Below are 26,023 nucleotides of genomic sequence, written 5' to 3'. Positions count from 1 at the left end.
CGAATCCCGGGCTCCTCCTCGCTCCCCGCTCATTTCGCCGCGGACCCTCCCCTCCATGCATACCGGTCGGTATGCTCCCCCCCTGAGTTCGTCGTGCCCGTCCGCGCCCGCTCGGCCCCCGCCGATCCTCCAGGAGGACCCGTGTCCCGCACCGCCCTGCGAATCTGCCCCCTGTGCGAGGCCACCTGCGGGCTGACCCTCACCATCGAGGGCACCCGCGTCACCGGCGCCCGCGGTGACCGCGAGGACGTCTTCAGCAAGGGCTTCATCTGTCCCAAGGGCGCCTCCTTCGGCGCCGTGGACGGCGACCCCGACCGGCTGCGCACCCCGCTCGTCCGGGAGAACGGCACCCTGCGCGAGGCCACCTGGGAGGAGGCCTTCGACGCCGTCGCCGCCGGCCTGCGCCCGGTCCTGGAGCGGCACGGCCCGAACGCCGTCGGCGTGGTCCTCGGCAACCCCAACGTGCACACCGTGGCCGGCGCCCTCTACCCGCCGGTCCTGCTCGGTGCCCTGCGCACCCGCAGCCTGTTCACCGCCTCCACGGTCGACCAGATGCCCAAGCACGTCTCCAGCGGGCTGCTCTTCGGCGACGCCCACGCGATACCGGTGCCGGACCTGGACCACACCGACCACCTGCTCCTCATCGGCGCCAACCCGATGGAGTCCAACGGGAGTCTGTGCACCGCCCCCGACTTCCCCGGCAAGCTCAGGGCGCTCAAGGCCCGCGGCGGCCGGCTCACCGTCGTGGACCCGCGCCGCACCCGCACCGCCAAGCTCGCCGACCGGCACCTGGCGATCCGCCCCGGCACCGACGCCCTGCTGCTGGCCGCGATGGCGACCGTCCTGTTCGAGGAGGACCTGGTCGACCTCGGGGACCTCGCCCCGCACGTCCAGGGGGTCGGGGAACTCCGCGACGCCCTGGAGGACTTCACCCCCGAGGCGGTGGCCGCGGCCTGCGACCTGGACGCGGCGGTCATCCGCACCCTGGCCCGCGAACTCGCCGCCGCGCCCACCGCCGCCGTCTACGCCCGCATCGGCAGCTGCACCGTCCCGCACGGCACCCTGGCGAGCTGGCTGGTCGACGTCCTCAACATCCTCACCGGCAACCTCGACCGGCCAGGCGGCGCCCTCTTCCCGCAGGCCGCCACCGGCAGGGCGCCCCGCCCGGCGGGCCCCGGACGCGGCTTCGCCCTCGGCCGCTGGCACTCCCGGGTACGGCACCTCCCCGAGGCCAAGGGCGAACTGCCCCTGTCCGCGCTCGCCGAGGAGATCGACACCGCGACCGACGAGGGCGAGCCGGTGCGCGCGCTGATCGTCGTCGCCGCCAACCCGGTGCTCTCCGCGCCGGACGGCGACCGCCTCGACAAGGCCCTGGGCTCCCTGGACTTCATGGTCAGCGTCGACCCGTACCTGAACGAGACCTCGCGCCACGCCCACGTCGTCCTGCCGCCGCCCCCGCCCTCCCAGAGCCCGCACCACGACTTCGCCTTCAACACCCTCGCCGTGCGCAACCAGGTCCGCTACACCCGGCCCCCGGTCCCGCTGGAGCCCGGCCGCATGGCCGAGAGCGAGATCCTCGCCCGGCTGGTCCTGGCGGCGAGCGGCATGCACGGCACCGACCCGGCCGCCGTCGACGCCATGGTCATCGACCAGACCCTCGACAAGGCCGTGCGGGACGAGCACTCACCGGTGCACGGCCGTGACCCGCGCGCCCTCGCCGCACAGCTCACCGGCGACAACGGCCCCGAGCGGCGGCTCGACATGATGCTGCGGCTCGGTCCGTACGGCGACGGCTTCGGCGCACGGCCCGGCGGGCTGACCCTGGCCGAACTGCTCGCCCACCCGCACGGCGTCGACCTCGGCCCGCTGCGCTCGCGCCTGCCGCAGCCGCTCAGGACCCGCAGCGGCAACGTCGAGCTGCTGCCGGAGCCCATCGCCGGCGATCTGCCCCGCCTCCGGCAGGCCCTGCACGAGCGCCCCGAGGGCCTCGTCCTCGTCGGCCGCCGCCATCTGCGCTCCAACAACAGCTGGATGCACAACGTGCCCGCCCTCACCGGAGGCAGCAATCGCTGCACCCTGCACATCCACCCCGAGGACGCCGACCGGCTCGGCGTGCGCGACGGGGAGGACGTGCGCGTCAAGGGCGCCGGGGGAGAGGTCGTGGCCCCCGCCGAGGTCACCGACGGCGTCCGGCCGGGGGTGGTGAGCCTGCCGCACGGCTGGGGCCACGACCGCCCCGGGACCCGGCTGGGGCACGCCTCCACCGCCCCCGGCGTCAACGTCAACCAGCTCCTCGACGGCAGCCTGCTCGACCCCCTGTCGGGCAACGCGGTCCTCAACGGCGTACCGGTCCAGCTCACCGCAAGCCTGTGACCTGGAATTTTGCGCTTATTGCTCGCACGTCAACATCTTGTTAACGCCGGACGACGGGACCTAACGTCAACGCACCGCCGACACCCAGGTGGGATGTTCAAGGGCGAACGTTAGGTATCCACTCATGCTGACCATCCTCGGCTTCGCCATGATCGCGACCTTCCTGGTCCTGATCATGCTGAAGAAGATGTCGCCGATCGCGGCGCTCGTGCTGATTCCCGCGCTGTTCTGCGTGTTCGTCGGCAAGGGTGCCAAGCTCGGCGACTACGTCATCGACGGCGTCACCGGCCTCGCCCCCACCGCGGCGATGCTCATGTTCGCGATCGTCTACTTCGGTGTGATGATCGACGTCGGCCTCTTCGACCCGATCGTGCGGGGCATCCTGAGGTTCTGCAAGGCCGACCCGCTGCGCATCGTCGTCGGCACCGCGGTCCTCGCCGCGATCGTCTCCCTCGACGGCGACGGCTCGACCACCTTCATGATCACGGTCTCGGCGATGTACCCGCTCTACAAGCGCCTGAAGATGTCCCTGGTCGTGATGACCGGCGTGGCCGCCATGGCCAACGGCGTGATGAACACCCTGCCGTGGGGCGGCCCGACCGCCCGTGCCGCCACCGCGCTCAAGGTCGACGCGAGCGACATCTTCGTGCCGATGATCCCGGCGCTGGCCATGGGCCTGGTGTTCGTCCTCGCCCTCGCCTACGTCCTCGGCCGCCGCGAGCGCAAGCGGCTCGGCGTGCTCACGCTGGACCAGGCGCTGGTGGAGGAGACCGAGACGGTGCTGCTCGGCGCCGGCGCCGGCTCCGGTACGGGCGTGCGGCACGGCGGTGGCACCGGCACCGGCACCGGCGAGGCCGCGAACGGCACCGGTGGCTCCGGCACCGACGCGGGTCTGCCCGACCGGCCCGAGGACGGGGGATTCCAGGGGCTCGACCCGAACCGCCCCACCCTGCGCCCCCAGCTGTACTGGTTCAACGCGCTGCTCACGGTCGTCCTGCTCACCGCCATGATCATGGAGTGGCTGCCGATCCCGGTGCTGTTCCTGCTCGGCGCCGCGCTCGCCCTGACCGTCAACTTCCCGCACATGCCCGACCAGAAGGCCCGCATCGCCGCGCACGCGGAGAACGTCCTCAACGTCTCCGGCATGGTCTTCGCCGCCGCCGTCTTCACCGGCGTCCTCCAGGGCACCGGCATGGTCGACCACATGGCCTCCTGGCTGGTCGACAACATCCCCGACGGCATGGGCCCGCACATGGCCTTCGTCACGGGCGTGCTGAGCATCCCGCTCACGTACTTCATGTCCAACGACGGCTTCTACTTCGGCATCCTGCCGGTGCTCGCCGAGGCGGGCCAGGCGCACGGGGTCTCCTCGCTGGAGATCGCCCGCGCCTCGATCGTCGGCCAGCCGCTGCACATGTCCAGCCCGCTCGTCCCGGCCGTGTACGTCCTGGTCGGCATGGCCAAGGTCGAGTTCGGGGACCACACGAGGTTCGTGGTGAAGTGGGCCGCGCTCACCTCACTGGTGGTCCTCGGCGCGGGAATCCTGTTCGGCATCATCTGACCACCTCGGTAAGGACGTTCCTCATGGCGCCCGGTGGAAACCGCGGCTGGCTGCTCCGCCTCGTCATCGCCTTCGGCTTCGCGCAGGGGGCGGTGTCGATGGCCCGGCCCGCGGTCTCCTACCGGGCGCTCGCGCTGGGCGCCGACGAGCGGGCGGTCGGCGTCATCGCCGGTGTGTACGCGCTGCTCCCGCTCTTCGCCGCCGTACCGCTCGGCCGCCGCACCGATCACGGCCGCTGCGCGCCGCTGCTCCCCGTGGGCGTCGTCCTCATCTCCGGCGGCTGCGCCCTCAGCGGCGTCGTGAACTCCCTCGGGGCGATGGCCCTGTGGAGCGGAGTGATGGGACTCGGCCATCTCTGCTTCGTGATCGGCGCCCAGTCCCTGGTGGCCCGCCGGTCCGCCCCGCACGAACAGGACCGCAACTTCGGGCACTTCACCATCGGTGCCTCCCTCGGCCAGCTCGTCGGCCCGATCGCGGCGGGTGCCCTGATCGGCGGCCCCGACATGGCCGGCAGCAGCGCGCTCGCCCTCGTCGTCGCGGGCGCGGGCGCGGCGGTCGCCGTCACCTCGCTGTGGCGCATCGAGGACCGCGGGGCCGTCCGCTCCCGCCCGCCGCGGGGCGAGCGGGTGCCGGTCGGCGGGATCCTGCGTGCCCGGGGCGTCCCCGCGGGCATGCTCATCAGCCTGTCCGTGCTGTCCGCCACCGACATCCTCACCGCCTATCTCCCGGTGGTCGGCGAGCACCGGGGCATCGCGCCCTCGGTGGTCGGTGTCCTGCTCAGCCTGCGCGCCGGTGCCACCATCGCCTGCCGGCTCGTCCTCACCCCGCTGCTCCGGCTGCTGGGCCGGCCGGCGCTGCTCACCGTGACCTGCCTCCTGGCGGCCGTGCTGTGCGCCGGCGTCGCGCTGCCGGTGCCGGTGTGGGTGCTGGGCCTGATGCTCACCGCCCTCGGTTTCTGCCTCGGCGTCGGGCAGCCGCTGTCGATGACGACGGTCGTCCAGGCCGCCCCGGCGGACGCCCGTTCGACCGCGCTCGCGCTGCGCCTGACCGGCAACCGGCTCGGCCAGGTCGCCGCCCCGGCCGCCGCCGGCCTGGTCGCGGGCCTGGCGGGCGTGGCCGCGCCGTTCGTGATGCTGGGCGCCCTGCTGCTGGTGTCCTCGGGCGTCGCGCTGCGGTCGCCGAGCCCCCGGGAGGGGGCCGGCCGGGTGGCGGGGGAGCTGCCGAAGCGTCCGGGATTGCGCCGCACGAGCGATATCTGACGACGCGCCGGGCGTCGATACCGGGGGCCGCGTGGCCCATGACGCAGAGTCCAGGCGAAAGAGCGATTTGTATGAAAATCGTCTGAACTCGGAGGAGCGCGCATGCCCACCCAGACACTCCCACGTGCCGTCGGCTCCCGCGCGGGCGCCGCAGTCGTCCTCACCGCCCTCGCCGCGGCCGGCGCGTCATGGGTGGCGGCGCCGAACGCCGTGGCCGTGGGGGAGAACGGCGATATCAGGATCCACAACGCGCGCGTGCCCACCGTGACGTCGCTCGGCGGATCGGCGAAGGACGACCCGGTGGTCTGCAAGTTCTGGCTCGAGGCCGTCAACTTCGACACCCTGGACGCCATCGCGTACACCATCACGCCGCAGCCCCCGCTGCCCACCGCCGCCACCGTGACCGGCACCATCCTGCTCGCCGGCGGTGCGGGACACACCGACCCGCTGGGGCTGGCGGACGGCCAGTACAAGATCACCTGGACCGTGGGGGCACCCCCGGCCGTGAAGGAGAAGGTGTTCCGCGTCAACTGCCACGACGGCCAGCACGACGGGGCACAGGGTCCGGGCGGACAGATCGAGGACCACCAGCAGGAGAACGGGGCCTGGGGCCAGGGCGGCGACCACGAACCCCCGAAGGGCGGCGTGCACGCGGGCGGCGGCGGTCTCGTCGACACGGCCGCCGCCTACTCGCCGGTCACCGCCGCGGCGGCGGTGGGCCTGGTCGCGGTCTGCGCCGCCGTGTACGTCCGGCTGATCCGCCGGCGGCCCCATGGTGCCGCGTAGGCGCAGACGCAGGCCCTGGCACCGGACCCGCGCCTACCGCCTCGCCAGGACGGCCCTGCTCGCGGTCGTCCTGGTGACGGTGGGGACGCGGTGCGGCGGACACGGCACGCCGACTGCGCCCGGCCGGCCGGACGGCCCGGCGGCGGCCGCCGGTTCGCACTCCGCCCGTGCGGACGGGCGCGGTCCGGACGCGGAGGGGCCCCCGCCCCGCCCGCTGTCCCGGTCCCGGCCCACGTCCTTCCGCATCCCCTCGCTGGGGGTCGACGCCCCGATCACGGGGCTCCGGCTCGACCGCGACCGGCAGCTGGAGACCCCGCCCGTCGACCAGCCGAAGCTGGTCGGCTGGTACGAGGGCGGCCCGACTCCGGGCGAGCCCGGCACCGCGGTCGCCGTCGGACACCGCGACACCTCGACCGGCAGTGCCGTGTTCGCCGCGCTCGCCCAGGTCGAGCGCGGCAAGCGCATCGAGGTCGGGCGGGTGGACGGGCGCACCGCCGTCTACACCGTGGACCGGGTGAAGGTCTTCGACAAGACCGGCTTCCCGGACAGCGAGGTCTACGGTCCGACCCGGCGCCCGGAGCTGCGCGTGATCACCTGCGGTGGCCTCTTCAGCCGGCGGACGGGCTACACCAGCAACGTGGTGGTCTTCGCCCACCTGACCGCGACGAAGTGACCGGCCGGTGCGGGCGCCGTCCCCGCACCACCGTCCCCGGCGCCCGCCGGCCCGAACCTCGTCGTCCGCTTTCTCCGCCGCCTGCGCCGGCACGTCCCCCGCCGTGCCATGTCTTCCCCGGCCGACCGCATTCCGTTAACTTCCGTGACCCACAGGCCCCGTACGAGCCGCACGGGGTCTTCGGACCACGGAGCAGCGGCGCTCCGGACAGCCCCCGGGGGCAGCAGTCATGACACGCGCCATCTCTCTGCACGACGTGAGCAAGTCCTACGCCCGCGGCCCGCGTGTGGTGGACCGGCTCTCGCTGGACATCGCGCCCGGCGAGTTCCTGGTCCTGCTCGGGCCCTCCGGCTGCGGGAAGTCCACCGTGCTGCGGATGATCGCCGGTCTGGAGGAGATCGACGAGGGCGAGCTGCTGCTCGACGGCGCGTACGCCAACGACTGGCAGCCCTCCGAGCGGGACATCGCCATGGTCTTCCAGAACTTCGCCCTCTACCCGACCATGACCAGCCGCGACAACATCGGCTTCCCGCTGCGCATCGAGGCGCCCGGCGCCGACCCGGGCCCGCGGGTCACCGCCACCGCCCGCATGCTGGGCATCGAGGACCTGCTCGACCGCTTTCCTGGCCAGCTCTCCGGCGGCGAACGGCAGCGGGTGGCGATGGGCCGGGCCATCGCCCGCCACCCCTCCGCGTTCCTGATGGACGAGCCGCTGTCCAACCTCGACGCCAAGCTGCGCAACCGCCTCCGCGCCGAGATGTCCCGGCTGACCCGCGAACTGGGGGTCACCACGGTCCACGTCACCCACGACCAGGCCGAGGCGATGTCCCTCGGCGACCGGGTGGCCGTGCTGCGCGGCGGGGTCCTCCAGCAGATCGGCACCCCGCGCCAGGTCTACGCCCTGCCCCGCAACGTCTTCGTCGCCGCCTTCATCGGCACCCCGCGCATCAACCTGCTGTGCGGCCTGGTCCGCGCCCCGCTGGACGGCGCCATGACCGTCAGCCTCGGCAAGCAGGCCCTGCGACTGCCCGAACCGCTGTGCCTGGACCACCAGTTGCTCCGGGTGCAGCAGGGGCGTGAGGTCATCGTCGGGCTGCGCTCGGAGGCCGTGCGCATCGCCGGGCACAGCTCCGCCCGGCCCGGCGAGGTGCCGCTCACCGGGCTGGTGGAGCACGTGGAGTTCCAGGGGCACGAGGTCCTCGTCCACTTCGACACCGGCTCCAGGCCCGCCCTCGTACCCGAGCTGGAGGCCCCGCGCCCGGCCGCCCGCGCCACCCGCCGGCGCCGCCGGGAAGGCCCGACGGCGCTGGACCGGCTGCGGGAGCGGGCGGGTTCCCTGCGCGCCGGCCCCGTGGTGGTGCTCGACCGTCCCGCCGACGCCGAACCCGAACCCGTGCCCCCGGAGGGCCGGCTCCCCGGTGACCTGGTCGTGCGCACCACGCCGGACATCCGGCTGCGCCACGGCATGCAGGTCCCGCTCCTCGTCGACCTCGCCCACCTCTTCGTCTTCGACCGGCACGGCGACCGCATCTGCCCGTCCCCCGACCGGTTGCCCGACCTGGACGAGTGAGCGTCCGCCGGTGCGGCGATGATGTCCTGGAACACCTGGCGCCCGAAAACTAACACCGCTAGTTTGTGTGCCGGATGACGCAGCCCCGCCGGGAGGAAAGCAGCATGAAGGCACACGACGCCCTGTACATCGACGGCGCCTGGCGCCCCGCCGAGACCAGGGACGCGATCGAGGTCGTCAACCCGGCCGACGAGCAGGTCATCGCCCGCGTCCCGGCAGGCGGCGCCCTGGACGTCGACACCGCCGTACGCGCCGCGCGCACCGCCCTTCCCGCCTGGGCCGCCACGCCCCCGGCCGAGCGGGCAGCGCGCCTGAGCGCCCTGAGGGACGTGCTCGTGGCCCGCAAGGACGAGATCGCCGAGACGGTCACCGCCGAACTCGGCTCCCCCCTCGCGTTCTCCCAGGCCGTGCACGTGGGCGTGCCGATCGCGGTCGCGGGTTCCTACGCCGAGCTGGCCGCCGGACACTCCTTCGAGGAGAAGGTCGGCAACTCCACCGTCCTGCACGAGCCGATCGGGGTGGTCGGCGCGATCACCCCCTGGAACTACCCCCTCCACCAGATCGTCGCCAAGGTCGCCCCGGCACTCGCCGCGGGCTGCACGGTCGTCCTCAAGCCCGCCGAGGACACCCCGCTCACCGCCCAGCTGTTCGCCGAGGCCGTGCACGAGGCGGGCGTACCGGCGGGCGTGTTCAACCTGGTCACCGGCCTCGGCCCGGTCGCCGGACAGGCCCTCGCCGAACACCCGGGCGTGGATCTGGTCTCCTTCACCGGCTCCACGGCGGTCGGCCGGCAGATCGGCGCGGTGGCCGGCGCGGCCGTCAAGAAGGTCGCCCTCGAACTCGGCGGCAAGTCCGCCAATGTCATCCTGCCGAGCGCCGACCTGGCCAGGGCGGTGGGCGTCGGCGTCGCCAACGTGATGTCCAACTCCGGCCAGACGTGCAGTGCCTGGACCCGCATGCTGGTCCACCGCGACCAGTACGACGAGGCGGTGGAACTGGCCGCCGCGGCCGCCGCCAAGTACGGCGACCGCATCGGTCCGGTCGTCAACGCCAAGCAGCGGCAGCGGGTGTGCGGCTACATCGAGAAGGGCGTGGCCGAGGGCGCCCGCCTGGTCGCCGGCGGCCCCGAAGCCCCGCACGAGAAGGGCTACTTCGTCAGCCCGACCGTCTTCGCCGACGTCACCCCGGAGATGACCGTCGCCCAGGAGGAGATCTTCGGCCCCGTCCTCTGTCTCCTGCGCTACGAGGACGAGGAGGACGCCCTGCGCATCGCCAACGGCACCGTGTACGGCCTCGCCGGCGCGGTCTGGGCCGGCGACGAGGCCGAGGCGGTCGCCTTCGCCCGCCGCATGGACACCGGCCAGGTCGACATCAACGGCGGCCGGTTCAACCCCCTCGCTCCCTTCGGCGGCTACAAGCAGTCCGGCGTCGGCCGGGAACTGGGCACGCACGGCCTCGCCGAGTACCTCCAGACCAAGTCCCTCCAGTTCTAAGGAAGTCCGTCAGTCATGGCCGTACGAGCCGCCGTCCTGCCCGCCATCGGCGCCCCCCTGCAGATCACCGGCATCGACCTGCCCGACCCGGGCCCCGGGCAGGTCCGCGTCCGCCTCGCCGCCGCCGGTGTCTGCCACTCCGACCTGTCCCTGTCCGACGGCACCATGCGGGTGCCCGTCCCGGCCGTCCTCGGCCACGAGGGCGCCGGCACGGTCGTCGCCGTGGGGGAGGGTGTCACCCATGTCGCGCCCGGCGCCCCGGTCGTCCTCAACTGGGCGCCCTCCTGCGGAAGCTGTCACGCCTGCGCGCTCGGCGAGGTCTGGCTGTGCGCCAACGCCCTGGCCGGTGCCGGTGACGTCTACGCCCGCACCACCGACGGCACCGACCTGCACCCCGGTCTCAACGTCGCCGCCTTCGCCGAGGAGACGGTGGTCTCCGCGGCCTGTGTGCTGCCCCTCCCGGAGGGCATCCCGCTCACCGACGCGGCCCTGCTCGGCTGTGCCGTCCTCACCGGCTACGGCGCGGTCCACCACTCCGCGAAGGTGCGGGCCGGCGAGACGGTCGCGGTGTTCGGCGTCGGCGGGGTCGGCCTCGCCACCCTGCAAGCGGCCCGGATCGCGGGCGCGTCCCGGATCATCGCCGTCGACGTCTCGCCCGAGAAGGAGGAACTGGCCCGCGCGGCCGGCGCCACCGACTACGTCCTCGCCTCCGAGAACACCCCGCGCGAGATCCGCGCCCTCACCGGCAAGCAGGGCGTCGACGTCTCGATCGAGTGCGTGGGCCGCGCCGTCACCATCCGCGCGGCCTGGGACTCCACCCGCCGCGGCGGCCGTACGACGGTGGTCGGCATCGGCGGCAAGGACCAGCAGGTCACCTTCAACGCCCTGGAGATCTTCCACTGGGGCCGCACCCTGTCCGGCTGCGTCTACGGCAACACCGACCCGGCCCGCGACCTGCCCGTGCTCGCCGCACACGTCCGCGAGGGACGCCTGGACCTGTCCGCGCTGGTCACGGAACGGATCGCCCTGGAGGGCATCCCAGCGGCCTTCGAGAACATGCTCGCGGGCAAGGGCGGCCGGGCGCTCGTGGTCTTCTAGGACCTGCCTCCCGCATGCCCCGGCCTCCCCGCGAGGCCGGGGGCTGCCGGGGGCGGCGGGCACGGCGACGGCGGTGTCCGGCTACGACGTCGCCCTCGCCGTGACCGCCCTGCCGTCGATCAGGGTTCTTGCCGGCCGGGCGCGTGCACGCCGACTCCGGCCGGCCCGCGGGCCGTGGCGCCGGCCGTCTCCGGGGGCACGGCCCGTTCGGCCTTCCGGGACCGCGACCGCGACACCGCGACACCCGCGAGGCACAGCGCGCCGCCCGCGAGCGTGAGGAGCCCCGGTACCTCCCCGAGCACCGACCACGACATCAGGACGACCAGGGCCGGCACCGCGTACGTGGTCGCCCCCATCCGGCTGGCGGTCGTACGGGCCAGGGCGTAGGCCCAGGTCGTGAAAGCGAGCGCGGTGGGAAAGACGCCCAGGTAGACCATGTTCAGGGTCGCGGACAGCGGGGCGTGGGCGGCCTCGTCCACCAGCTGCCCGGCGAACGGCAGACAGACCACGGCACCGACGAGACACCCGAACGTCGTCACCTGCAGCGCGCCGGCCTGCCCGAGGGCGGGCTTCTGCGCGACGACCCCGCAGGCGTACGCGACGGCCGCGAGCAGACACAGCAGCACGCCGAGCACGGAGGATCCGCCGCCGGCCGACATCGACAGTCCCACGGTCACCGCGCCCGCGAAGGACACGGCCATTCCCGCCAGCAGCCTCGGCGGCATCGGATCGCCGAGCAGCCGGGCGCCCAGCAGGGCGATCAGCAGCGGGCCGACGTTCACGACGAGCGCCGCCGTGCCCGCGTCCACCTGCTGCTCGCCCCAGTTCAGGACGACCATGTACAACCCGAACCACAGCAGCCCCGAGAGCAGGATCCCGCGCCAGGCGGACCGCGGAGGCAGTCCTTCCCTGCGGACGACCCAGATGACGGCCAGGGCGAGAGCACCCGACACCAGCCGGCCGAGGGCCAGTGCGCCGGGGGAGTACGCCTGGCCCGCACTGCGGATCGACACGAAGGCCGAGGCCCACAGCAGCACGGTGACGGCGGCGGCGCCGGTGGCGAGTATGCGGGGGCGGTTCCCGGTGGTGCTCATCATGCTCCTGAGGCTAGGCAGCGGTCTCGGCGCCGGCTGGCGGAAATCGGACAGGGTGACGGGAGCGGCCCGCGGGAGGGCGGGGAACCGCGCGGCCCCGGCGGACGGGCACCCGGCGGACGGCGGAACCCCGCCACCCCGCCGGCATCCGCCACCCCGCAGGCCGCACTCAACGCAACGCTTCCGCGTCGATGCCCAGCAGCGACGACAGCGCCCGTTCCCCCGCCGGCGTCGTCCTGACCGCCCGCTCGGAACCGATCCGTACGCACCATCCGGCGTCCAGGGCGTGCCGGCACAACGCCGCTCCCGCCGCGCCGGCGAGATGGGGCCGCCGCTCGGTCCAGTCGAGGCAGGCACGGGCCAGCGGACGGCGCCCCGCGCGGTCGAGGGGGATCCCCACCGTGCCGAACCACTCCAGGCCCGCGTCCGTCAGCGCGAACCCGGTGTCCTGCCGCAGCAGCCCCCGCCCGGTCAGCGCGTCCGTGACCGCGATGCCCAGCCGCCCGGCGAGATGGTCGTAACAGGTGCGGCCCCGGGCCATCGCGGAGCCCGCGCTCGACTCCCGCAGCGTACGGGGAGGCCGCCGTACAGCCGTCTCGGGCACCTGCGCCGCGAGATCCTCGACGAGCTGCGCCACGCGCGCGTCGGCCAGCCGGACGTAGCGGTGTCTGCCCTGGCGTTCCTGCGTGAGCAGTCCGCCCGCGACCAGCTTGCCGAGGTGCTCGCTCAGCGTGGACGCGGCGACCCCCGCGTGCCGGGCCAGTTCCCCGGCGGTCCAGGCCCGCCCGTCGAGCAGGGCCAGCAGACACGCGGCCCGTGTCTCGTCGGCGACCAGTGCGGCGAGGGAGGCGAGGGAGGCGGCCCGGGAGTCCTTGGCGGTCATGCGTCCAGCATGGGCCCTCGACGTTTCGGTGCCGGCCGAAGCGTCGCCGGCGGCCTCACGTGGTCTGCCGCACCTGCTCGTACTGCTGCGCCAGCCCGTCCAGCAGTGCCGTCAGACCGGCCTCGAAGGCCCGCTCGTCGATCTTCTCCTGCTGCTCGGCGAGCAGATGGGCCTGCCCCAGATGGGGGTAGTCGGCCGGGTCGTAGGCACTCGCGTCGTCCACGAAGCCCCCGGCGAACGAACCGAGCGCGGAGCCCATGATGAAGTACCGCATCAGCGCGCCGATGGAGGTCGCCTGCGCCGGCGGCCAGCCCGCGTCGACCATCGCGCCGTACACCGCGTCGGCCAGCCGCAGGGCGGCGGGGCGGCGGCCGGGGCCGCGGGCGAGGACCGGGACGATGTTCGGGTGGTCGCGCAGCGCGGTCCGGTAGGACACGGCCCAGTCGTGCAGCGCGGTCCGCCACTCGCGGCCGTCCTCGAACATCGACAGGTCCACCAGCCCGCTCACCGAGTCCGCGACCGCCTCCAGGATCTCGTCCTTGGTGCGGAAGTGGTTGTAGAGCGAGGGCCCGCTCACCCCCAGCTCGGCGGCGAGCCGGCGGGTGGAGACGGCCGCCAGACCCTCCCGGTCCACGAGTTCCCGGGCCGTCTCGACGATCCGGTCGGTGCTGAGGAGGGGCTTGCGCGGTCGGGCCATGGCGCACATAGTAGGGCTGCGGCCGGAAACTAGCAGTGCTAATTTAAAGGTACGGCTTTCAAGAACAGTCTGGTGTGGGGTGATCTCGTGGTGAACCTGGGGCTCAGTGACGAGCAGGTGGCCGTACGGCAGCTCGCCCGGGACTTCGTGGAGCGCGAGATCGGCCCGCACGTGGTCGCCTGGGACCGCGCCGAGGAGGTCGACCGGGGCATCGTGAAGAAGCTCGGCGAGGTGGGCTTCCTCGGCCTGACCGTCGACGAGGAGTACGGCGGCTCCGGTGGCGACCACCTCGCGTACTGCCTGGTCACCGAGGAACTGGGGCGCGGCGACTCCTCGGTCCGCGGAATCGTCTCCGTGTCCCTGGGGCTGGTCGCCAAGTCGGTCGCCGCCTGGGGGAGCGAGGAGCAGAAGCGGCGCTGGCTGCCGGGGCTGACCGCCGGCGATCACGTCGGCTGCTTCGGTCTCACCGAGCCGGGCACCGGCTCGGACGCGGGCAACCTCACCACCCGGGCCGTCCGCGACGGCGACGGCTACGTCATCAACGGCACGAAGATGTTCATCACGAACGGGACGTGGGCGGACGTCGTCCTGCTCTTCGCCCGCTCCACCGACGCCCCCGGCCACAAGGGCGTCTCGGCCTTCCTGGTGCCCACCGACACCCCCGGCCTGACCCGCCGTGCCGTCCACGGCAAGCTCGGCCTGCGCGGCCAGGCCACCGCCGAACTGGTTCTGGAGGACGTCCGGGTGCCCGCCTCGGCGATGCTGGGCGAGGAGGGCAAGGGCTTCTCCGTCGCGATGTCCGCGCTCGCCAAGGGGCGGATGTCGGTGGCCGCGGGCTGTGTCGGCATCGCCCAGGCGGCGCTGGACGCGGCCGTCGGGTACGCCGGTGAGCGCGAGCAGTTCGGCAAGCCCATCGCCCGTCACCAGCTGGTGCAGGAGCTGATCAGCGACATCGCGGTCGACGTCGACGCGGCCCGGCTGCTGACCTGGCGGGTGGCCGACCTCATCGACCGCGGCCGGCCGTTCGCCGTCGAGTCCTCCAAGGCCAAGCTGTTCGCCTCGGAGGCCGCCGTCCGCGCCGCCAACAACGCCCTGCAGGTCTTCGGCGGCTACGGCTACATCGACGAGTACCCGGTCGGCAAACTCCTGCGCGACGCCCGGGTGATGACGCTCTACGAGGGCACCAGCCAGATCCAGAAGCTGCTCATCGGGCGTGCCCTGACGGGGGTGTCGGCGTTCTGAGTACCTCCTGAGTATCTCGGCGGATGTGGCACGCGCCACGTCCGCCGATGCTGTGAGCCATGAGTGACACACCGGTCAAGCAGCAGAGCACGGCGGCCTTCTACGGCCAGGCCGTCGCCTCCTTCGCGGTCGCCATGGCGGCCACCGCCATCGGCATCTTCCGGCTCGACGCCAATGCCTGGGTCCGCGGCTTCCTCGCGATCGCCGTCCTCTACCTCGTCACGTCCGCCTTCACTCTGGCGAAGGTCATCCGGGACCGCCAGGAGGCCGGGCAGATCGTCAGCCGCGTCGACCAGGCCCGTCTGGAGAAGCTCCTCGCCGAGCACGACCCCTACGAGAAGCTGTGAGCACCTGACGTGACTCCGTGAGGTCGGTGAGCGGTCACGCTAAGCGCTCGCTCACCGTCGGCGGTATGGTGGGGGTTCTGCCAGCGAGAGGGGCCAGCGAGCGATGAGTACGGCGGAGGAGACGACCGGCGGCGAAGTGGAGCCGTGGGAAGAGGTCACCCCTGACGCGGCCCGGCGACTCCTCGTCGCCGCCGTGGAGGCCTTCGCCGAGCGCGGCTACCACGCGACGACGACCCGGGACATCGCCGGTCGCGCCGGCATGAGCCCGGCCGCGCTCTACATCCACTACAAGACCAAGGAAGAGCTGCTCCACCGGATCAGCCGCATCGGCCACGACAAGGCCCTCGACATCCTGCGCACGGCGGCCCGCCGCGAGGGCAGCGCCAAGGAGCGGCTCGCCGACGCCGTCAGCTCCTTCGTGCGCTGGCACGCCGGGCGGCGCACCACCGCCCGGGTCGTGCAGTACGAACTCGACGCCCTCGGCCCCGAGGCCCGCGCCGAGATCGTCGCGCTGCGCCATCAGGTGGACGCCGAGGTGCGCGGGATCGTCGAGGACGGCGTGGCCGCGGGCGAGTTCGACGTGCTGGACGTCCAGGGCACCACGCTCGCCGTGCTGTCGCTGTGCATCGACGTGGCCCGCTGGTTCAACGTGAACGGCCCGCGCACCCCCGAGGAGGTCGGCGCGCTCTACGCCGACCTCGTGCTGCGGATGGTGGGCGCCAGGTAGGGCGCCCCGGCGTTCAGGGGCGGCCCCGGGAACCAGGCGCGGTGCCGGGAACCCGAGGCGGTACCGGGAATCAGAGGTAGTACCGGGCCACCGACTCCGCGACGCACACCGGCCTGTCGCCGCCCTCGCGCTCCACGGTGAAGGCCACCGTGACCTGGACACCGCCGGCCACGTCCTCGACGCCGGTGATGCTCGCGGTGGCGCGCAGCCGGGAGCCGACCGGGACGGGGGCGGGGAAGCGGACCTTGTTCGTGCCGTAGTTGACGCCCATCGTCACGCCCTCGACCTTGATGAGCTGCGGCCCGAAGAGCGGGAGCAGGGACAGGGTGAGGTAGCCGTGCGCGATGGTGGTCCCGAACGGTCCCGCGGCGGCCTTCTCCGGGTCCACGTGGATCCACTGGTGGTCCCCGGTGGCCTCGGCGAACAGATCGATCCGCTTCTGGTCGACCTCCAGCCAGTCGGTGTACCCCAGCTGCTCGCCCACGGCCGCCTTCAGCTCGTCGGGGGAGGTGAAGGTCCTCGGTTCTGCCATGTTCCCGGCCTCTCGCTCGCATGTCTAAGCAACTGCTTAGCATGGTCGGGTGGAAGGTCGATGTCAACGGATGGCAGGACCGCGAGGTAGGTAATCTCTGAGAGGTGCCCCAGATTCCCACGAACATCCACGAGCTGACCGTCGGCCAGCTGTCCGCGCGCAGCGGCGCCGCCGTCTCCGCCCTGCACTTCTACGAGTCCAAGGGCCTGATCAGCAGCCGCCGCACGTCCGGCAACCAGCGCCGCTACAGCCGTGACACCCTGCGCCGGGTGGCCTTCGTCCGGGCGGCCCAGCGGGTCGGCATTCCCCTGGCCACGATCCGTGACGCCCTGGCCGAGCTTCCCGAGGAACGGACGCCGACCCGTGAGGACTGGGCGCGGCTGTCGGAGAGGTGGCGGTCGGAACTGGAAGAGCGCATCAAGCAGCTGAACCGGTTGCGCGACCACCTCACCGACTGCATCGGTTGCGGTTGCCTGTCGCTGGACACGTGCGTGCTGTCCAACCCGGGCGATGTGCTCGGCGAGAGGCGCGCGGGCTCGCGTCTCATGGTGGAGGGGCGCTGACCGCCGCCCGGCCACGACCGTAGCGGGTCGGGCGAGCCCGCCCCGGCCGAGCCGGACAGCGCGAGGCGCCCCGTCGTCCGCGGCCCGGCCTCACTCGTACTCGGTGCCGCCCTTGCGCGTCAGGTACGCCGGGCTGACCGCCTTCGCGATGGCCCGGCCCCCCGTCACCGCGCTGTACCGCTCCACGGCCGGCCGTATCACCACACCCTCCCGCAGATGCAGCCCCCGCCCGGACACCGTCTCCCGCCCGCTCGCGCACTCCAGCACCCGCGCGATGTCGTACGGCCCCGCGTACAGCCGGGGCACCACCGGCAGCTCCCCCTCCAGCAGCGCCCCCGCGTCCAGCCAGCGCACGGCGCCGTCCACCTCCGCCGAGACGTCGAACGCCGCGTACCCGAGCGTGTCCCGCCGCCCGTCGGCCCCGTACGCCAGGTCCTGCACCCCGGCCCCGTACACCTCCCCGAAGATGCCGAGCCGCCGCGCGCCCAGCCGCTCGCAGAGCCGCGCCGCCACCTCGGCGACCCCGTGCCCGCGCACCGCCCGCCAGTACAGGTTCCGCGGGTCCTCCCGCAACGCCAGGGACCTGGCCCCGAAGCCCTTGGAGGACACGTACACCCGTCCCTCGTCGGCCACATACGTCAGCAGGCACGCCGAACCGTGCAGCTTCTCCGTCAGCACGACCGGCTCGTCGGGAGTGAAGATGTCCGGGTACCGCTGGACGTTCTCGATGTCGACCCAGGGCAGCAGGTCCGGCGCCGGCTCCACGTCCCCGTCCATCGTCGGCGGGATCGGCGGCACCCACTTGGTGATGCCCAGCAGCTGTGCGAAGTCGGTCCCCTCGGCCGCCGCCCGCATCAGGTCGAGGTCCGCCAGCGCCTTCGGCCGGCACACGATGCCCTGCGACAACTCGCCGCGCAGCCGCACCGCCTTGACCCGGTTCGCGTCCCCGCCCGCCAGCCGCCCGGTCAGCCCCAGCTCCTCGATCAGCCCGGCCGGGAGCACGGCCTGCTCCGGGATGTAGAGGGCGGCCTCCCCGGTGCGATACGCCCCCTTGGCGACGACCGCCCGGTACAGGCCCACCTGGGCCAGCTCGAGCGCGTCGGCGTTCGGATGCTCGTGGACGGTCAGCACTTCGGCGGTGACGCGCAGCGTCGACATCGGCGACTCCTCGGTCGTACGGGCGGATCGGTGCCCGTCAGGTAGGTCTCATGGCCTCCAACTCTCCGCACGGGAAAGCGCTGGAGCGAGCGGATTCGGGTCTGCTAACGTCGCGATCTTCGGCCGGCGGCGACGTCGCGCACGGAGTCACGACGGGACGTACTCCCATGTCCTCACCCGCCCTCGACGCCGCCCTGGCGGACATCGACACGGTCTTCGACGGCTTCGCGAACCCGCACGAGTCCGGCTGCGGCTACTGCCACGTGCCCGAGGAGACCGCGTATCTGCGCACGCCCTCCGTGCGCGTGCCCACGGACGTCGTGCAGTACTACCTCTTCGAGGTGCCCGACCACTTCGACGACCACGCGACCGCGATGCGCCGCCTGCTGCCGCAGGCCGCACGGGCGATGGCCGAGGGCACCCTGGGCTCGATCGGTTACGGAGCCCACGGGCTGTCCCGGGTCGACTGGCGCTCCTGGCCGGCCGAGCAGGCCGCCGCGATCGACGCCTTCCTGCGCGCCTGGTGGCGGGACGTGCTGGCGACACCCGACCCGCCGTACGACGTGGCCGAGGTCTTCGACACCTGCGTCACCATCGCGAGGACCGTGACCCCCTTCCTGGACGACTGGGTCCGCGGCCCGGCCGCCGACGCGCACCTCGTGCACTGCGCCGACGTCTGGCTCTACGACCTGCTGTCCGACTCCTCCCCGTTCAGCTGGTGGTACGACGACAGCGAGGCCGCGGGCATCGCGGAGCTGCGCACCTGGCTGTCCGGCCCGGGCGCGGTCCGCCTGCACGCCCTGGGCGAGCGCGACCTCGCCATGCGGTCCCTCGTCCTCGTGCTGCCCGACGACGACCGCTGGGAGCACCCCTACTGGGACACCGCCTCCGCCACCAGCTGAGCGTTCGACGCGGCCGGTCGGCCGTCCGGCAGGACCAGCGTGTCCTCCAGGCCGATGCGGGTGGCAAGGCCCAGCCGGACGGCCAGCCGCAGCACCGGCCAGGTGCCGCCCTCCTCGCCGTGCAGCAGGACCGGACGGCCGGCCGCCGCGCCCAGCTCGGCCAGCAGGGCGCGCGCCGAGGCCCCGGCGGTCGCCGGATCGGTGTCGGTCACCTCGGCCAGCACTCGCAGCACCCCCGGCCCGAGCGGTGAGGCCGCGAACCGGGCCGCACCGTCCGTGCCCGACCAGATGCCCGCCTCGACCCCCACACCCATGTCGAGGAGCCGCGCGGCGATCTCCTCGGCGCCCGCTTCATGCCAGTTGACCGAGGCGAAGTCGGGCCGCACCGACCAGTCGCGCACCCGGGCGAGCCGGGCCGCCGGGTCGGGCTCGGCCCAGGCGCCGGTGGTCACCCCGACCGGGACCGGGACCTGCGCGCGTATCGCCTCCAGCGCCGGCGCGAGCACGCGCGGGGAGAGGCTGTCGTGGCCGCACGGAGTCTTCGGGTGGACATGGACGGAGGTGGCCCCGGCCGCGACGGCCTCGGCCGCGGAACGTGCCAGCTCCTCGGGGGACATCGGTACTCCCGCGCCGTCGGCTGCCGAGCGGCGCCCGTTGAGACACACCTGCACCATGCCTCGATGGTGTCAGCCGCCACCGGCAACGGCACGGCTCGGTCGGCTCGCAGTAGGGGTGCGGCATCCCCTGCGCACCCCGCCGGTGAACCCCCCCTCGGTCAGGCCGACATCAGCAGCCGTTCCCGCCGGGCGTACTCCAGCGCCCGGTGGGTGAGCACGGGCCGCGGCACCAGGATCCCGCAGTCCGTGCAGACCGGGCCGGACGACGGCTCGTGGTCCAGGCCGTACCGCCAGACCAGGCGCTCCCCGTCGCACACCGGGCAGGCGGAGCCCGGCGCCCGCTCCAGGGCGGCGATCAGCCGGCGCAGCACCTCGGCCAGGGGCCCGTCCGGGTGGACCCGCGGATCGTCGCACCAGGCGACCCCGAACCCGCCCCAGGTCAGCCGGTGCCAGTCGTCCACCGTGCCCGGCCGGCGCAGCCCGTCGTGCTTCTCCTTCTTGCGTCGCTCGGTGAACTCCGACTCGTACGCGAGCCAGACCGACCGCGCCTCCTCCAGTTCCTCCAGTGCGGCCACGAGCCGCGCCGGTTCGGGGGAGCGGTCCTCGGGGCCGAACCCCGCCCGGGAGCACAGATGGTCCCAGGTCGCCCGATGCCCGTAAGGAGCGAACTTCTCAAGGCACTTGCGCAGCGAGTACCGCCGCAGCGCCAGGTCACAGCCCGGATCGCGTACCTGTCTCGCCAGACTCCGGAATCCTGCCATCGCCCTGCACCTCCGTCACACCTGCACCTGCACTTCGGTCACTTCGGCGTCATCGCACGGACGTCGCCGAATAGACGTATCGACAGGCGATTCGGCTCCATCTCTTCTCGGCGCTCTGCTCGCGCACTTGAAAAAAGTGACGCATGTTCATCTTTAAAGCTGGGGATACCGGCGGTAACGTTCGCCCACCCCTGTCGCTAGGAGCTGCCATGCCACGGCGAACCCCACGTATCGCCTTTGACAGAGTGAGAACGTCCCGCCGTCTCTTCGGGTTCCTGAAGACGGCGTCCGTATGCGTCCTGACAGCCGGTCTTCTCTCCCCGCTCTCCCCGACCGCGGTGGTAGCGGACGCGACCGCCGCCGCCGACCACTGCGGCGGGCAGTGCTCGGACATCCTGCCGCCCGGCGAGAACGGCAACGCCACCCTCGCGCAGATCCTGCTCAACCAGGCCTTCGGCACCCAGCCCGCGCACGCCGAGGACCAGCTCGGCCCGTACGCCGGTCTCGCCACCGGCTACCCGGGCCTGACCGACACGACGATCAACACCTTCTTCAACGACGCCTCGTTCGGCGTCCCCTCCGACCAGGTCGCCTCCACCGAGAAGCCGGCCGGCCGCGGCGACGTCACGATCGTCCGCGACAAGAAGACCGGTGTGCCGCACATCACCGGCACCACCCGGTACGGCACCGAGTTCGGCGCGGGGTACGCGGCGGCACAGGACCGGCTGTGGCTCATGGACGTCTTCCGGCACGTGGGCCGCGGCCAACTGACCTCGTTCGCGGGCGGCGCGCCCGCCAACCAGGGGCTGGAGCAGCAGTTCTACCGCAACGCGCCCTACACCGAGGCCGACCTCCAGGCGCAGATCGACAACGCCGTGGCCAAGAACGGCGCCCGCGGCCAGCAGGCCCTCGCCGACGTCAAGGCCTACCTCGACGGCGTCAACGCCTACATCGACGCCTCCGACAGCGGCCGCTACTTCCCCGGCGAGTACGTCCTGACCGGTCACAAGGACTCCATCACCAACGCCGGCACCATTGACCACTTCAAGGTCACCGACCTCGTGGCGCTGGCCTCCGTGATCGGCTCGCTGTTCGGCTCCGGCGGGGGCGGCGAGGTCGACAACGCCCTGTCCCTGATCGCCGCCCAGGCCAAGTACGGCGTCGAGGAGGGCACCAAGGTCTGGGAGTCCTTCCGCGAGCGCAACGACCCCGAGGCCGTCCTCACCGTCCACGACGGCCAGAGCTTCCCGTACGGTGCCAAGCCCGCCGACGCCCAGGGCGAGGCCCTGCCCGACGCCGGCTCGGTGACCCAGGAACCGCTCGTTCACGACCGCACCGGCAGCGCGGGCACGGCGGCCGCGAAGAGCACGTCCGCCACGGCCGCCAGGACGACACTCGGCTCGGCCAGGCGCGGCATGTCCAACGCCCTGGTGGTCAGCGGCAAGCACACCGCGAGCGGCCACCCCGTCGCCGTCTTCGGACCGCAGACCGGCTACTTCGCCCCGCAACTGCTCATGCTGCAGGAGATCCAGGGCCCGGGCATCAGCGCCCGCGGCGCCTCCTTCGCGGGCCTGAGCATGTACGTCGAACTCGGCCGCGGCCAGGACTACTCCTGGAGCGCGACCACCTCCGGCCAGGACATCATCGACACCTACGCGGTCGAGCTGTGCCAGGACGACTACCACTACCTGTACCACGGCACCTGCACCGCCATGGAGAAGATCGAGCAGAAGAACGCCTGGAAGCCGACCGTGGCCGACGGCACGGCGGCGGGGTCGTACACCATGCGCGCGTGGCGCACGAAGTACGGGCCGGTGGAGTACCGCGCCACCGTCGGCGGCAAGAAGGTCGCCTACACCGCCCTGCGCTCCTCGTACCTGCACGAGGCCGACTCGATCATCGGCTTCCAGATGCTGAACGACCCGGACTTCGTCAAGGGTCCGGGGGACTTCCAGAGCGCGGCGCAGCACATCAACTACACCTTCAACTGGTTCTACGCCGACTCCCAGCACACCGCGTACTACAACAGCGGTGACAACCCCGTCCGGGCGAGCGGTGTCGACGCGGAGTTCCCGGTGTGGGCGCAGCCGGCGTACGAGTGGCGGAACTGGGACCCGGCCGGCAACACGGCCGACTACACCCCGGCCTCCGCCCACCCCCGCTCCGTCGACCAGGACTACTACGTCTCCTGGAACAACAAGCAGGCCAAGGACTACACGACCGCGTCCTGGGGCGACGGCTCCGTGCACCGTGGCAACCTGCTGGACGACCGGGTGAAGAAGCTGGTCGCCGCCGGTGGGGTGACCCGTGCCCAACTGGTGAGGGCCATGGCGGACGCGGCCCTCGCCGATCTGCGCGCCGAGGACGTGCTGCCCGAGCTGCTCAAGGTGGTCAACTCCTCGCCGGTGACCGACTCCACGGCCGCGGCGGCGGTGAGCAAGCTCCAGGCGTGGCTGACCGCGGGCGCCAGGCGCACGGAGACGTCGGCCGGTTCGAAGACGTACGCGAACGCCGACGCGATCCGCGTCCTGGACGCCTGGTGGCCGCTGCTGGTCAAGGCGGAGTTCGAGCCCGGACTCGGCAGCGACCTGTACAGCGCCTTCACCGCCAACCTGCCGACCGACGAGGCGCCGTCGGCCGGGCACGGCCCGACCGGCTCGCACGCCGGAAGCTCCTTCCAGTACGGCTGGTGGAGCTATGTCGACAAGGACATACGGGCGGTGCTCGGGGAGAACGTGCAGGGCGGGCTGTCCCGGAAGTACTGCGGCGGCGGCAGCCTCAGCGCCTGCCGGGACGCTCTGATCAGCACCCTGAAGCAGGCGGCCGGCCTGACCGCCGCCCAGGTCTACCCGGGCGACGACCAGTGCTCGGCGGGCGACCAGTGGTGCGCCGACTCGATCGCCCAGCGCACCCTGGGCGGCATCAAGCACGGGAAGATCAGCTGGCAGAACCGGCCGACCTTCCAGCAGGTCGTGGAGTTCACCTCGCACCGCTGAGGTGACGCGGGCGGCGGGTCACGCGATGCGGCCCGCCGCCAGCACCACCCGCGCCAGTTCGGGGTGCACGATGTCGCTGTGCGCCCCGGTCGGCGGGCCCCCGCGCCGGACGACGGCCGCCGCGTCCACGTTCACGCACCCCGACGCCGGCAGCCGTCCGCCCAGAGCCGCCGCGAGGTCCAGCCGGGTGGTGCCCGGTACCGCCTGCACCCCGTCGTGCCCCATGGCGCCCCACTGCGGGCCCAGTACGGCCGCGATCTCGCTGCCCACGCAGGACCGGTCGTCCCCGGACAGCCGCGAGGCCAGCGGGTAGAACGTGCCGAGCGCCGAGTCGAAGCGCGAGTAGCAGCACACCAGCGGGCCGTCGATCCGCCGCTGCCGGTCCTTGAGCCCACCCGCCCGGTCCGGCTCGTGCGGCAGCCGGGCCGCGAACGCGTAGTGCGAGAAGGCGCCTTGGAGAAGCGTCACCGACTTCACCGCGCGCACCCCGCCCGGCAGCCCGCGCAGCGCGAACGCCACCAGCCGCCCGCCGAAGCTGTGCCCGGCCAGATGCACCCGTACCCCGGGTGCGGCGCCCGCCAGCTGCCCGATCAGCGGCCCGAGTCCGTGCTCGCCGACCGTGCCGGCCCGCCGTTTCATCGTGTAGTACGTCGCCTGCCGAAGCAGCTCCTTGGCGCCGTCCCACGGGTTCGGGATGCCGAACCGGGCCGTTACCCCGGGGGAGCCGAGTGCGGCCAGCGCCTCGGCGAACTCCCCGCAGACGGCCACCGGGTCCCGCGTGAACACGGCCGGCTCGCCCTCCTCCTCCGTGTCGGCCGCGGCGGGCCGCCGCTCCCCGTCCACCAGCAGCCGCACCAGCCGCCCGAACTCCGTCAGCCCCCGGTCGCCGTCCGGCCGCTCGTCCAGCAGCCGGGCCAGCTGGTCGAGCACGGTCGTCCGGCCCGGAAAGGTCTCCAGCAGCGCGCGCCGGGTGGCCTTGTCCAGCGCCGGGCGCGGCGCCGCCTCCGCCTCCACGGCCGCCACGGACCTGGGGAGGTCCGGGATCGGCTCGTCGCTGAACCGCATCGACGGCCAGACGACGCCCACGTACCCGAGACGCGCCTCGGGGGCGAGTTCCGGGATCGGTGCGAAGAAACGGCGGTACAGCGCGGTCGCGCCCGAGCGGTCGTTGTTCCAGCCGTGCGCGAAGACGATCAGGTCACGGACGCCATGGTCCGCGACCCGCGCCACCAGCCGGTCGCGTTCGGGCCGGTCCACGTCCCCGTCCGCGTCGAAGGTCAGCTCCCAGTAGGGAGTCACGCTCATCCCAGGATCCGCCATGCCAGGCTCCCTCGTCCCCCCGGAAACGATGCGTTGCGGACGCATCGTCCTGCCGTGGGGCGGGGTTGGCCATACACCACGCTCACCTGTAGAGGAGATATTCCTTTCGGATCCGCCGGAACGCGGCCAGCTCCTCCTGCCAGGCGCCGGTCACCTCGTCGGTGCCGGCGCCCGCGTCGATCATCGTGCGGACCCGGGTGGAGCCGGTGAGCTTGTCGATCCAGTCGTCCGGCCGCCAGGCGAAGCCGTCCCAGACCTTCCGCGCGGTCACCAGCAGCGCGATCCCGGTGCGCACGGGGTCGTAGGCGGCCCGGTCGAGGACGTGGATCTGCACCCCTCCGACGGTCTTGCCCTGGAACTTGGAGAAGGTGGGCGCGAAGTACGCCTCCCGGAACCGGACGCCGGGCAGTCCGAGTCCGTTCGCGGCGGCGGCCCAGCGCCCGTCGAGGCCCTCCGCGCCGAGGAGTTCGAAGGGCCTGGTCGTGCCCCGCCCCTCCGAGAGGTTGGTGCCCTCGAACATGCAGGTACCGGAGTACACCAACGCCGTGTCCGGGGTCGGCATGTTCGGGCTCGGTGGCACCCAGGGCAGTCCGGACGCGTCGTGGAAGTGGTCGCGCCTCCAGCCCGTCATCAGGACGGTCTCCAGGGGCACGGGCGTGGTCAGGAACTCCCCGTTGAACAGCCGGGCCAGTTCGGCGACCGTCATCCCGTGCGCCTGCGCGATGGGCTGCCGGCCGACGAAGGTGGCGAACTCCTTGTGCAGGACCGGTCCCTGGGCGGCGCGTCCGGTCACCGGGTTGGGCCGGTCGAGGACGACGAACTCCTTGCCGGCGAGCTGGGCCGCCTCCATGCAGTCGTACAGCGTCCAGATGTACGTGTAGAAGCGGGCGCCCACGTCCTGGATGTCGAAGACGACCGTGTCGACGCCGGAGGCGGTGAAGACGTCGGCGAGCGGGCGGCCGCTCTTGAGGTACGTGTCGTAGACCGGCAGGCCGGTCGCCGGGTCGTCGTGGCGGCCCTCGGAACCGCCTGCCTGGGCGGTGCCGCGGAAGCCGTGCTCCGGGCCGAAGACGGCGGTCAGCTGCACGCGGGGGTCGGCGTGCATGACGTCGACGACGTGGCGGGCGTCCCGGGTGATGCCGGTGGGGTTGGTGACGATGCCGATACGCTTGCCGCCGAGAGCGGAGTAGCCGTCGGCCGCGAGTCTCTCGAAGCCGGTACGCAGGTGTTCGCGGTGCCCGGGCGTGTGGGGGGCGGCCGCCAGAGTGGCCGATGCGAGTAGGTTCCGTCGGGACAGGTGCATGGGGTGGTCCTCCGTGGGTGCGGAAGGTGCCGGCCGAGTGGGGTCGCTCGCGCAGTTCCCCGCGCCCC

Annotated in this window: 23 protein-coding genes; 14 read left to right on the top strand and 9 right to left on the bottom strand. The window is 72.9% G+C overall.

Annotated features, from left to right (window positions below):
* Positions 1-141: 141 nt before the first annotated feature.
* From ACZ5CW_RS13075 to ACZ5CW_RS13040, 8 genes are all read left to right on the top strand, one after another.
* Complete coding sequence (locus ACZ5CW_RS13075; protein WP_468600501.1) at positions 142-2,373, top strand: molybdopterin oxidoreductase family protein; 2,232 nt, start codon at positions 142-144, stop codon at positions 2,371-2,373.
* A 124-nt stretch (positions 2,374-2,497) separates the two neighbouring features.
* A complete protein-coding gene (locus ACZ5CW_RS13070) occupies positions 2,498-3,934 on the top strand; it encodes a CitMHS family transporter (RefSeq protein ID WP_468600499.1) in 1,437 nt (478 codons plus the stop codon).
* 23 nt (positions 3,935-3,957) lie between these two features.
* Positions 3,958-5,193, top strand: coding sequence for an MFS transporter (locus ACZ5CW_RS13065; RefSeq protein ID WP_468600497.1), 1,236 nt, complete (start codon positions 3,958-3,960; stop codon positions 5,191-5,193).
* 102 nt (positions 5,194-5,295) lie between these two features.
* Positions 5,296-5,979: a hypothetical protein gene (locus ACZ5CW_RS13060; RefSeq protein WP_468600495.1), complete on the top strand. Its 684-nt coding sequence runs from the start codon at positions 5,296-5,298 to the stop codon at positions 5,977-5,979.
* On the top strand, positions 5,966-6,652 hold the full coding sequence (locus tag ACZ5CW_RS13055) for a class F sortase (RefSeq protein ID WP_468600493.1): 687 nt from the start codon (positions 5,966-5,968) through the stop codon (positions 6,650-6,652). The genes ACZ5CW_RS13060 and ACZ5CW_RS13055 overlap by 14 nt, the downstream gene beginning before the upstream one ends.
* Before the next feature lie 229 nt (positions 6,653-6,881).
* Positions 6,882-8,222 (top strand): ABC transporter ATP-binding protein, encoded by a 1,341-nt coding sequence (locus ACZ5CW_RS13050; RefSeq protein WP_468600491.1) that lies wholly within the window; start codon positions 6,882-6,884, stop codon positions 8,220-8,222.
* Between the two features lie 104 nt (positions 8,223-8,326).
* On the top strand, positions 8,327-9,715 hold the full coding sequence (locus tag ACZ5CW_RS13045) for an aldehyde dehydrogenase family protein (protein ID WP_468600489.1): 1,389 nt from the start codon (positions 8,327-8,329) through the stop codon (positions 9,713-9,715).
* Positions 9,716-9,730: 15 nt separating this feature from the next.
* Positions 9,731-10,813, top strand: coding sequence for a Zn-dependent alcohol dehydrogenase (locus ACZ5CW_RS13040; protein ID WP_468600487.1), 1,083 nt, complete (start codon positions 9,731-9,733; stop codon positions 10,811-10,813).
* Positions 10,814-10,932: 119 nt separating this feature from the next.
* Here the strand turns inward: ACZ5CW_RS13040 and ACZ5CW_RS13035 are convergent, their stop codons facing one another.
* The 3 genes from ACZ5CW_RS13035 to ACZ5CW_RS13025 all read right to left on the bottom strand — a co-directional run bounded on the left by ACZ5CW_RS13035 (position 10,933) and on the right by ACZ5CW_RS13025 (position 13,487).
* Complete coding sequence (locus tag ACZ5CW_RS13035) at positions 10,933-11,907, bottom strand: DMT family transporter (protein ID WP_468600613.1); 975 nt, start codon at positions 11,905-11,907, stop codon at positions 10,933-10,935.
* A gap of 169 nt (positions 11,908-12,076) precedes the next feature.
* The gene (locus ACZ5CW_RS13030) at positions 12,077-12,790 is read right to left on the bottom strand and encodes an ArsR/SmtB family transcription factor (protein ID WP_468600485.1); all 714 of its coding nucleotides are present in this window, start codon (positions 12,788-12,790) and stop codon (positions 12,077-12,079) included.
* A gap of 55 nt (positions 12,791-12,845) precedes the next feature.
* Positions 12,846-13,487 (bottom strand): TetR/AcrR family transcriptional regulator, encoded by a 642-nt coding sequence (locus ACZ5CW_RS13025; protein ID WP_468600483.1) that lies wholly within the window; start codon positions 13,485-13,487, stop codon positions 12,846-12,848.
* Positions 13,488-13,577: 90 nt separating this feature from the next.
* Here ACZ5CW_RS13025 and ACZ5CW_RS13020 point away from each other — a divergent pair, with 90 nt between their 5' ends.
* From ACZ5CW_RS13020 to ACZ5CW_RS13010, 3 genes are all read left to right on the top strand, one after another.
* A complete protein-coding gene (locus tag ACZ5CW_RS13020; RefSeq protein ID WP_468600611.1) occupies positions 13,578-14,729 on the top strand; it encodes an acyl-CoA dehydrogenase family protein in 1,152 nt (383 codons plus the stop codon).
* 59 nt (positions 14,730-14,788) lie between these two features.
* The gene (locus ACZ5CW_RS13015) at positions 14,789-15,076 is read left to right on the top strand and encodes a YiaA/YiaB family inner membrane protein (RefSeq protein WP_468600481.1); all 288 of its coding nucleotides are present in this window, start codon (positions 14,789-14,791) and stop codon (positions 15,074-15,076) included.
* Between the two features lie 103 nt (positions 15,077-15,179).
* Positions 15,180-15,803, top strand: coding sequence for a TetR/AcrR family transcriptional regulator (locus tag ACZ5CW_RS13010; RefSeq protein WP_468600479.1), 624 nt, complete (start codon positions 15,180-15,182; stop codon positions 15,801-15,803).
* A 70-nt stretch (positions 15,804-15,873) separates the two neighbouring features.
* Here ACZ5CW_RS13010 and ACZ5CW_RS13005 read toward each other — a convergent pair whose 3' ends face one another.
* Positions 15,874-16,335: a MaoC family dehydratase gene (locus ACZ5CW_RS13005; RefSeq protein WP_468600477.1), complete on the bottom strand. Its 462-nt coding sequence runs from the start codon at positions 16,333-16,335 to the stop codon at positions 15,874-15,876.
* Between the two features lie 104 nt (positions 16,336-16,439).
* Between ACZ5CW_RS13005 and soxR the strand changes: the two genes are divergently transcribed.
* Positions 16,440-16,898 carry a redox-sensitive transcriptional activator SoxR gene (soxR, locus tag ACZ5CW_RS13000; RefSeq protein ID WP_468600475.1) on the top strand — a complete coding sequence of 153 codons (459 nt, stop codon included), beginning with the start codon at positions 16,440-16,442 and terminating at the stop codon, positions 16,896-16,898.
* 90 nt (positions 16,899-16,988) lie between these two features.
* Here soxR and ACZ5CW_RS12995 read toward each other — a convergent pair whose 3' ends face one another.
* Positions 16,989-18,056 (bottom strand): RNA ligase (ATP), encoded by a 1,068-nt coding sequence (locus ACZ5CW_RS12995; RefSeq protein WP_468600473.1) that lies wholly within the window; start codon positions 18,054-18,056, stop codon positions 16,989-16,991.
* Positions 18,057-18,223: 167 nt separating this feature from the next.
* Between ACZ5CW_RS12995 and ACZ5CW_RS12990 the strand changes: the two genes are divergently transcribed.
* On the top strand, positions 18,224-18,958 hold the full coding sequence (locus ACZ5CW_RS12990) for a hypothetical protein (protein WP_468600471.1): 735 nt from the start codon (positions 18,224-18,226) through the stop codon (positions 18,956-18,958).
* Here ACZ5CW_RS12990 and ACZ5CW_RS12985 read toward each other — a convergent pair.
* Positions 18,928-19,632 (bottom strand): 3-keto-5-aminohexanoate cleavage protein, encoded by a 705-nt coding sequence (locus ACZ5CW_RS12985; protein WP_468600469.1) that lies wholly within the window; start codon positions 19,630-19,632, stop codon positions 18,928-18,930. The two genes, ACZ5CW_RS12990 and ACZ5CW_RS12985, sit on opposite strands and share 31 nt — an antisense overlap.
* A gap of 101 nt (positions 19,633-19,733) precedes the next feature.
* Positions 19,734-20,336 carry a hypothetical protein gene (locus tag ACZ5CW_RS12980; protein ID WP_468600467.1) on the bottom strand — a complete coding sequence of 201 codons (603 nt, stop codon included), beginning with the start codon at positions 20,334-20,336 and terminating at the stop codon, positions 19,734-19,736.
* A 209-nt stretch (positions 20,337-20,545) separates the two neighbouring features.
* Between ACZ5CW_RS12980 and ACZ5CW_RS12975 the strand changes: the two genes are divergently transcribed.
* Positions 20,546-23,332, top strand: coding sequence for a penicillin acylase family protein (locus tag ACZ5CW_RS12975; RefSeq protein ID WP_468600465.1), 2,787 nt, complete (start codon positions 20,546-20,548; stop codon positions 23,330-23,332).
* A gap of 18 nt (positions 23,333-23,350) precedes the next feature.
* Here the strand turns inward: ACZ5CW_RS12975 and ACZ5CW_RS12970 are convergent, their stop codons facing one another.
* Complete coding sequence (locus tag ACZ5CW_RS12970) at positions 23,351-24,652, bottom strand: serine-threonine protein kinase (RefSeq protein WP_468600463.1); 1,302 nt, start codon at positions 24,650-24,652, stop codon at positions 23,351-23,353.
* An 82-nt stretch (positions 24,653-24,734) separates the two neighbouring features.
* Positions 24,735-25,955, bottom strand: coding sequence for an exo-beta-N-acetylmuramidase NamZ family protein (locus tag ACZ5CW_RS12965; protein ID WP_468600461.1), 1,221 nt, complete (start codon positions 25,953-25,955; stop codon positions 24,735-24,737).
* Between the last annotated feature and the right edge of the window lie 68 nt (positions 25,956-26,023).

It is taken from the genome of Streptomyces sp. NPDC031379, from assembly GCF_055569615.1.
Note: the sequence above shows the minus strand (reverse complement) of the source record. Positions and strands in the feature narration are given on the sequence as shown.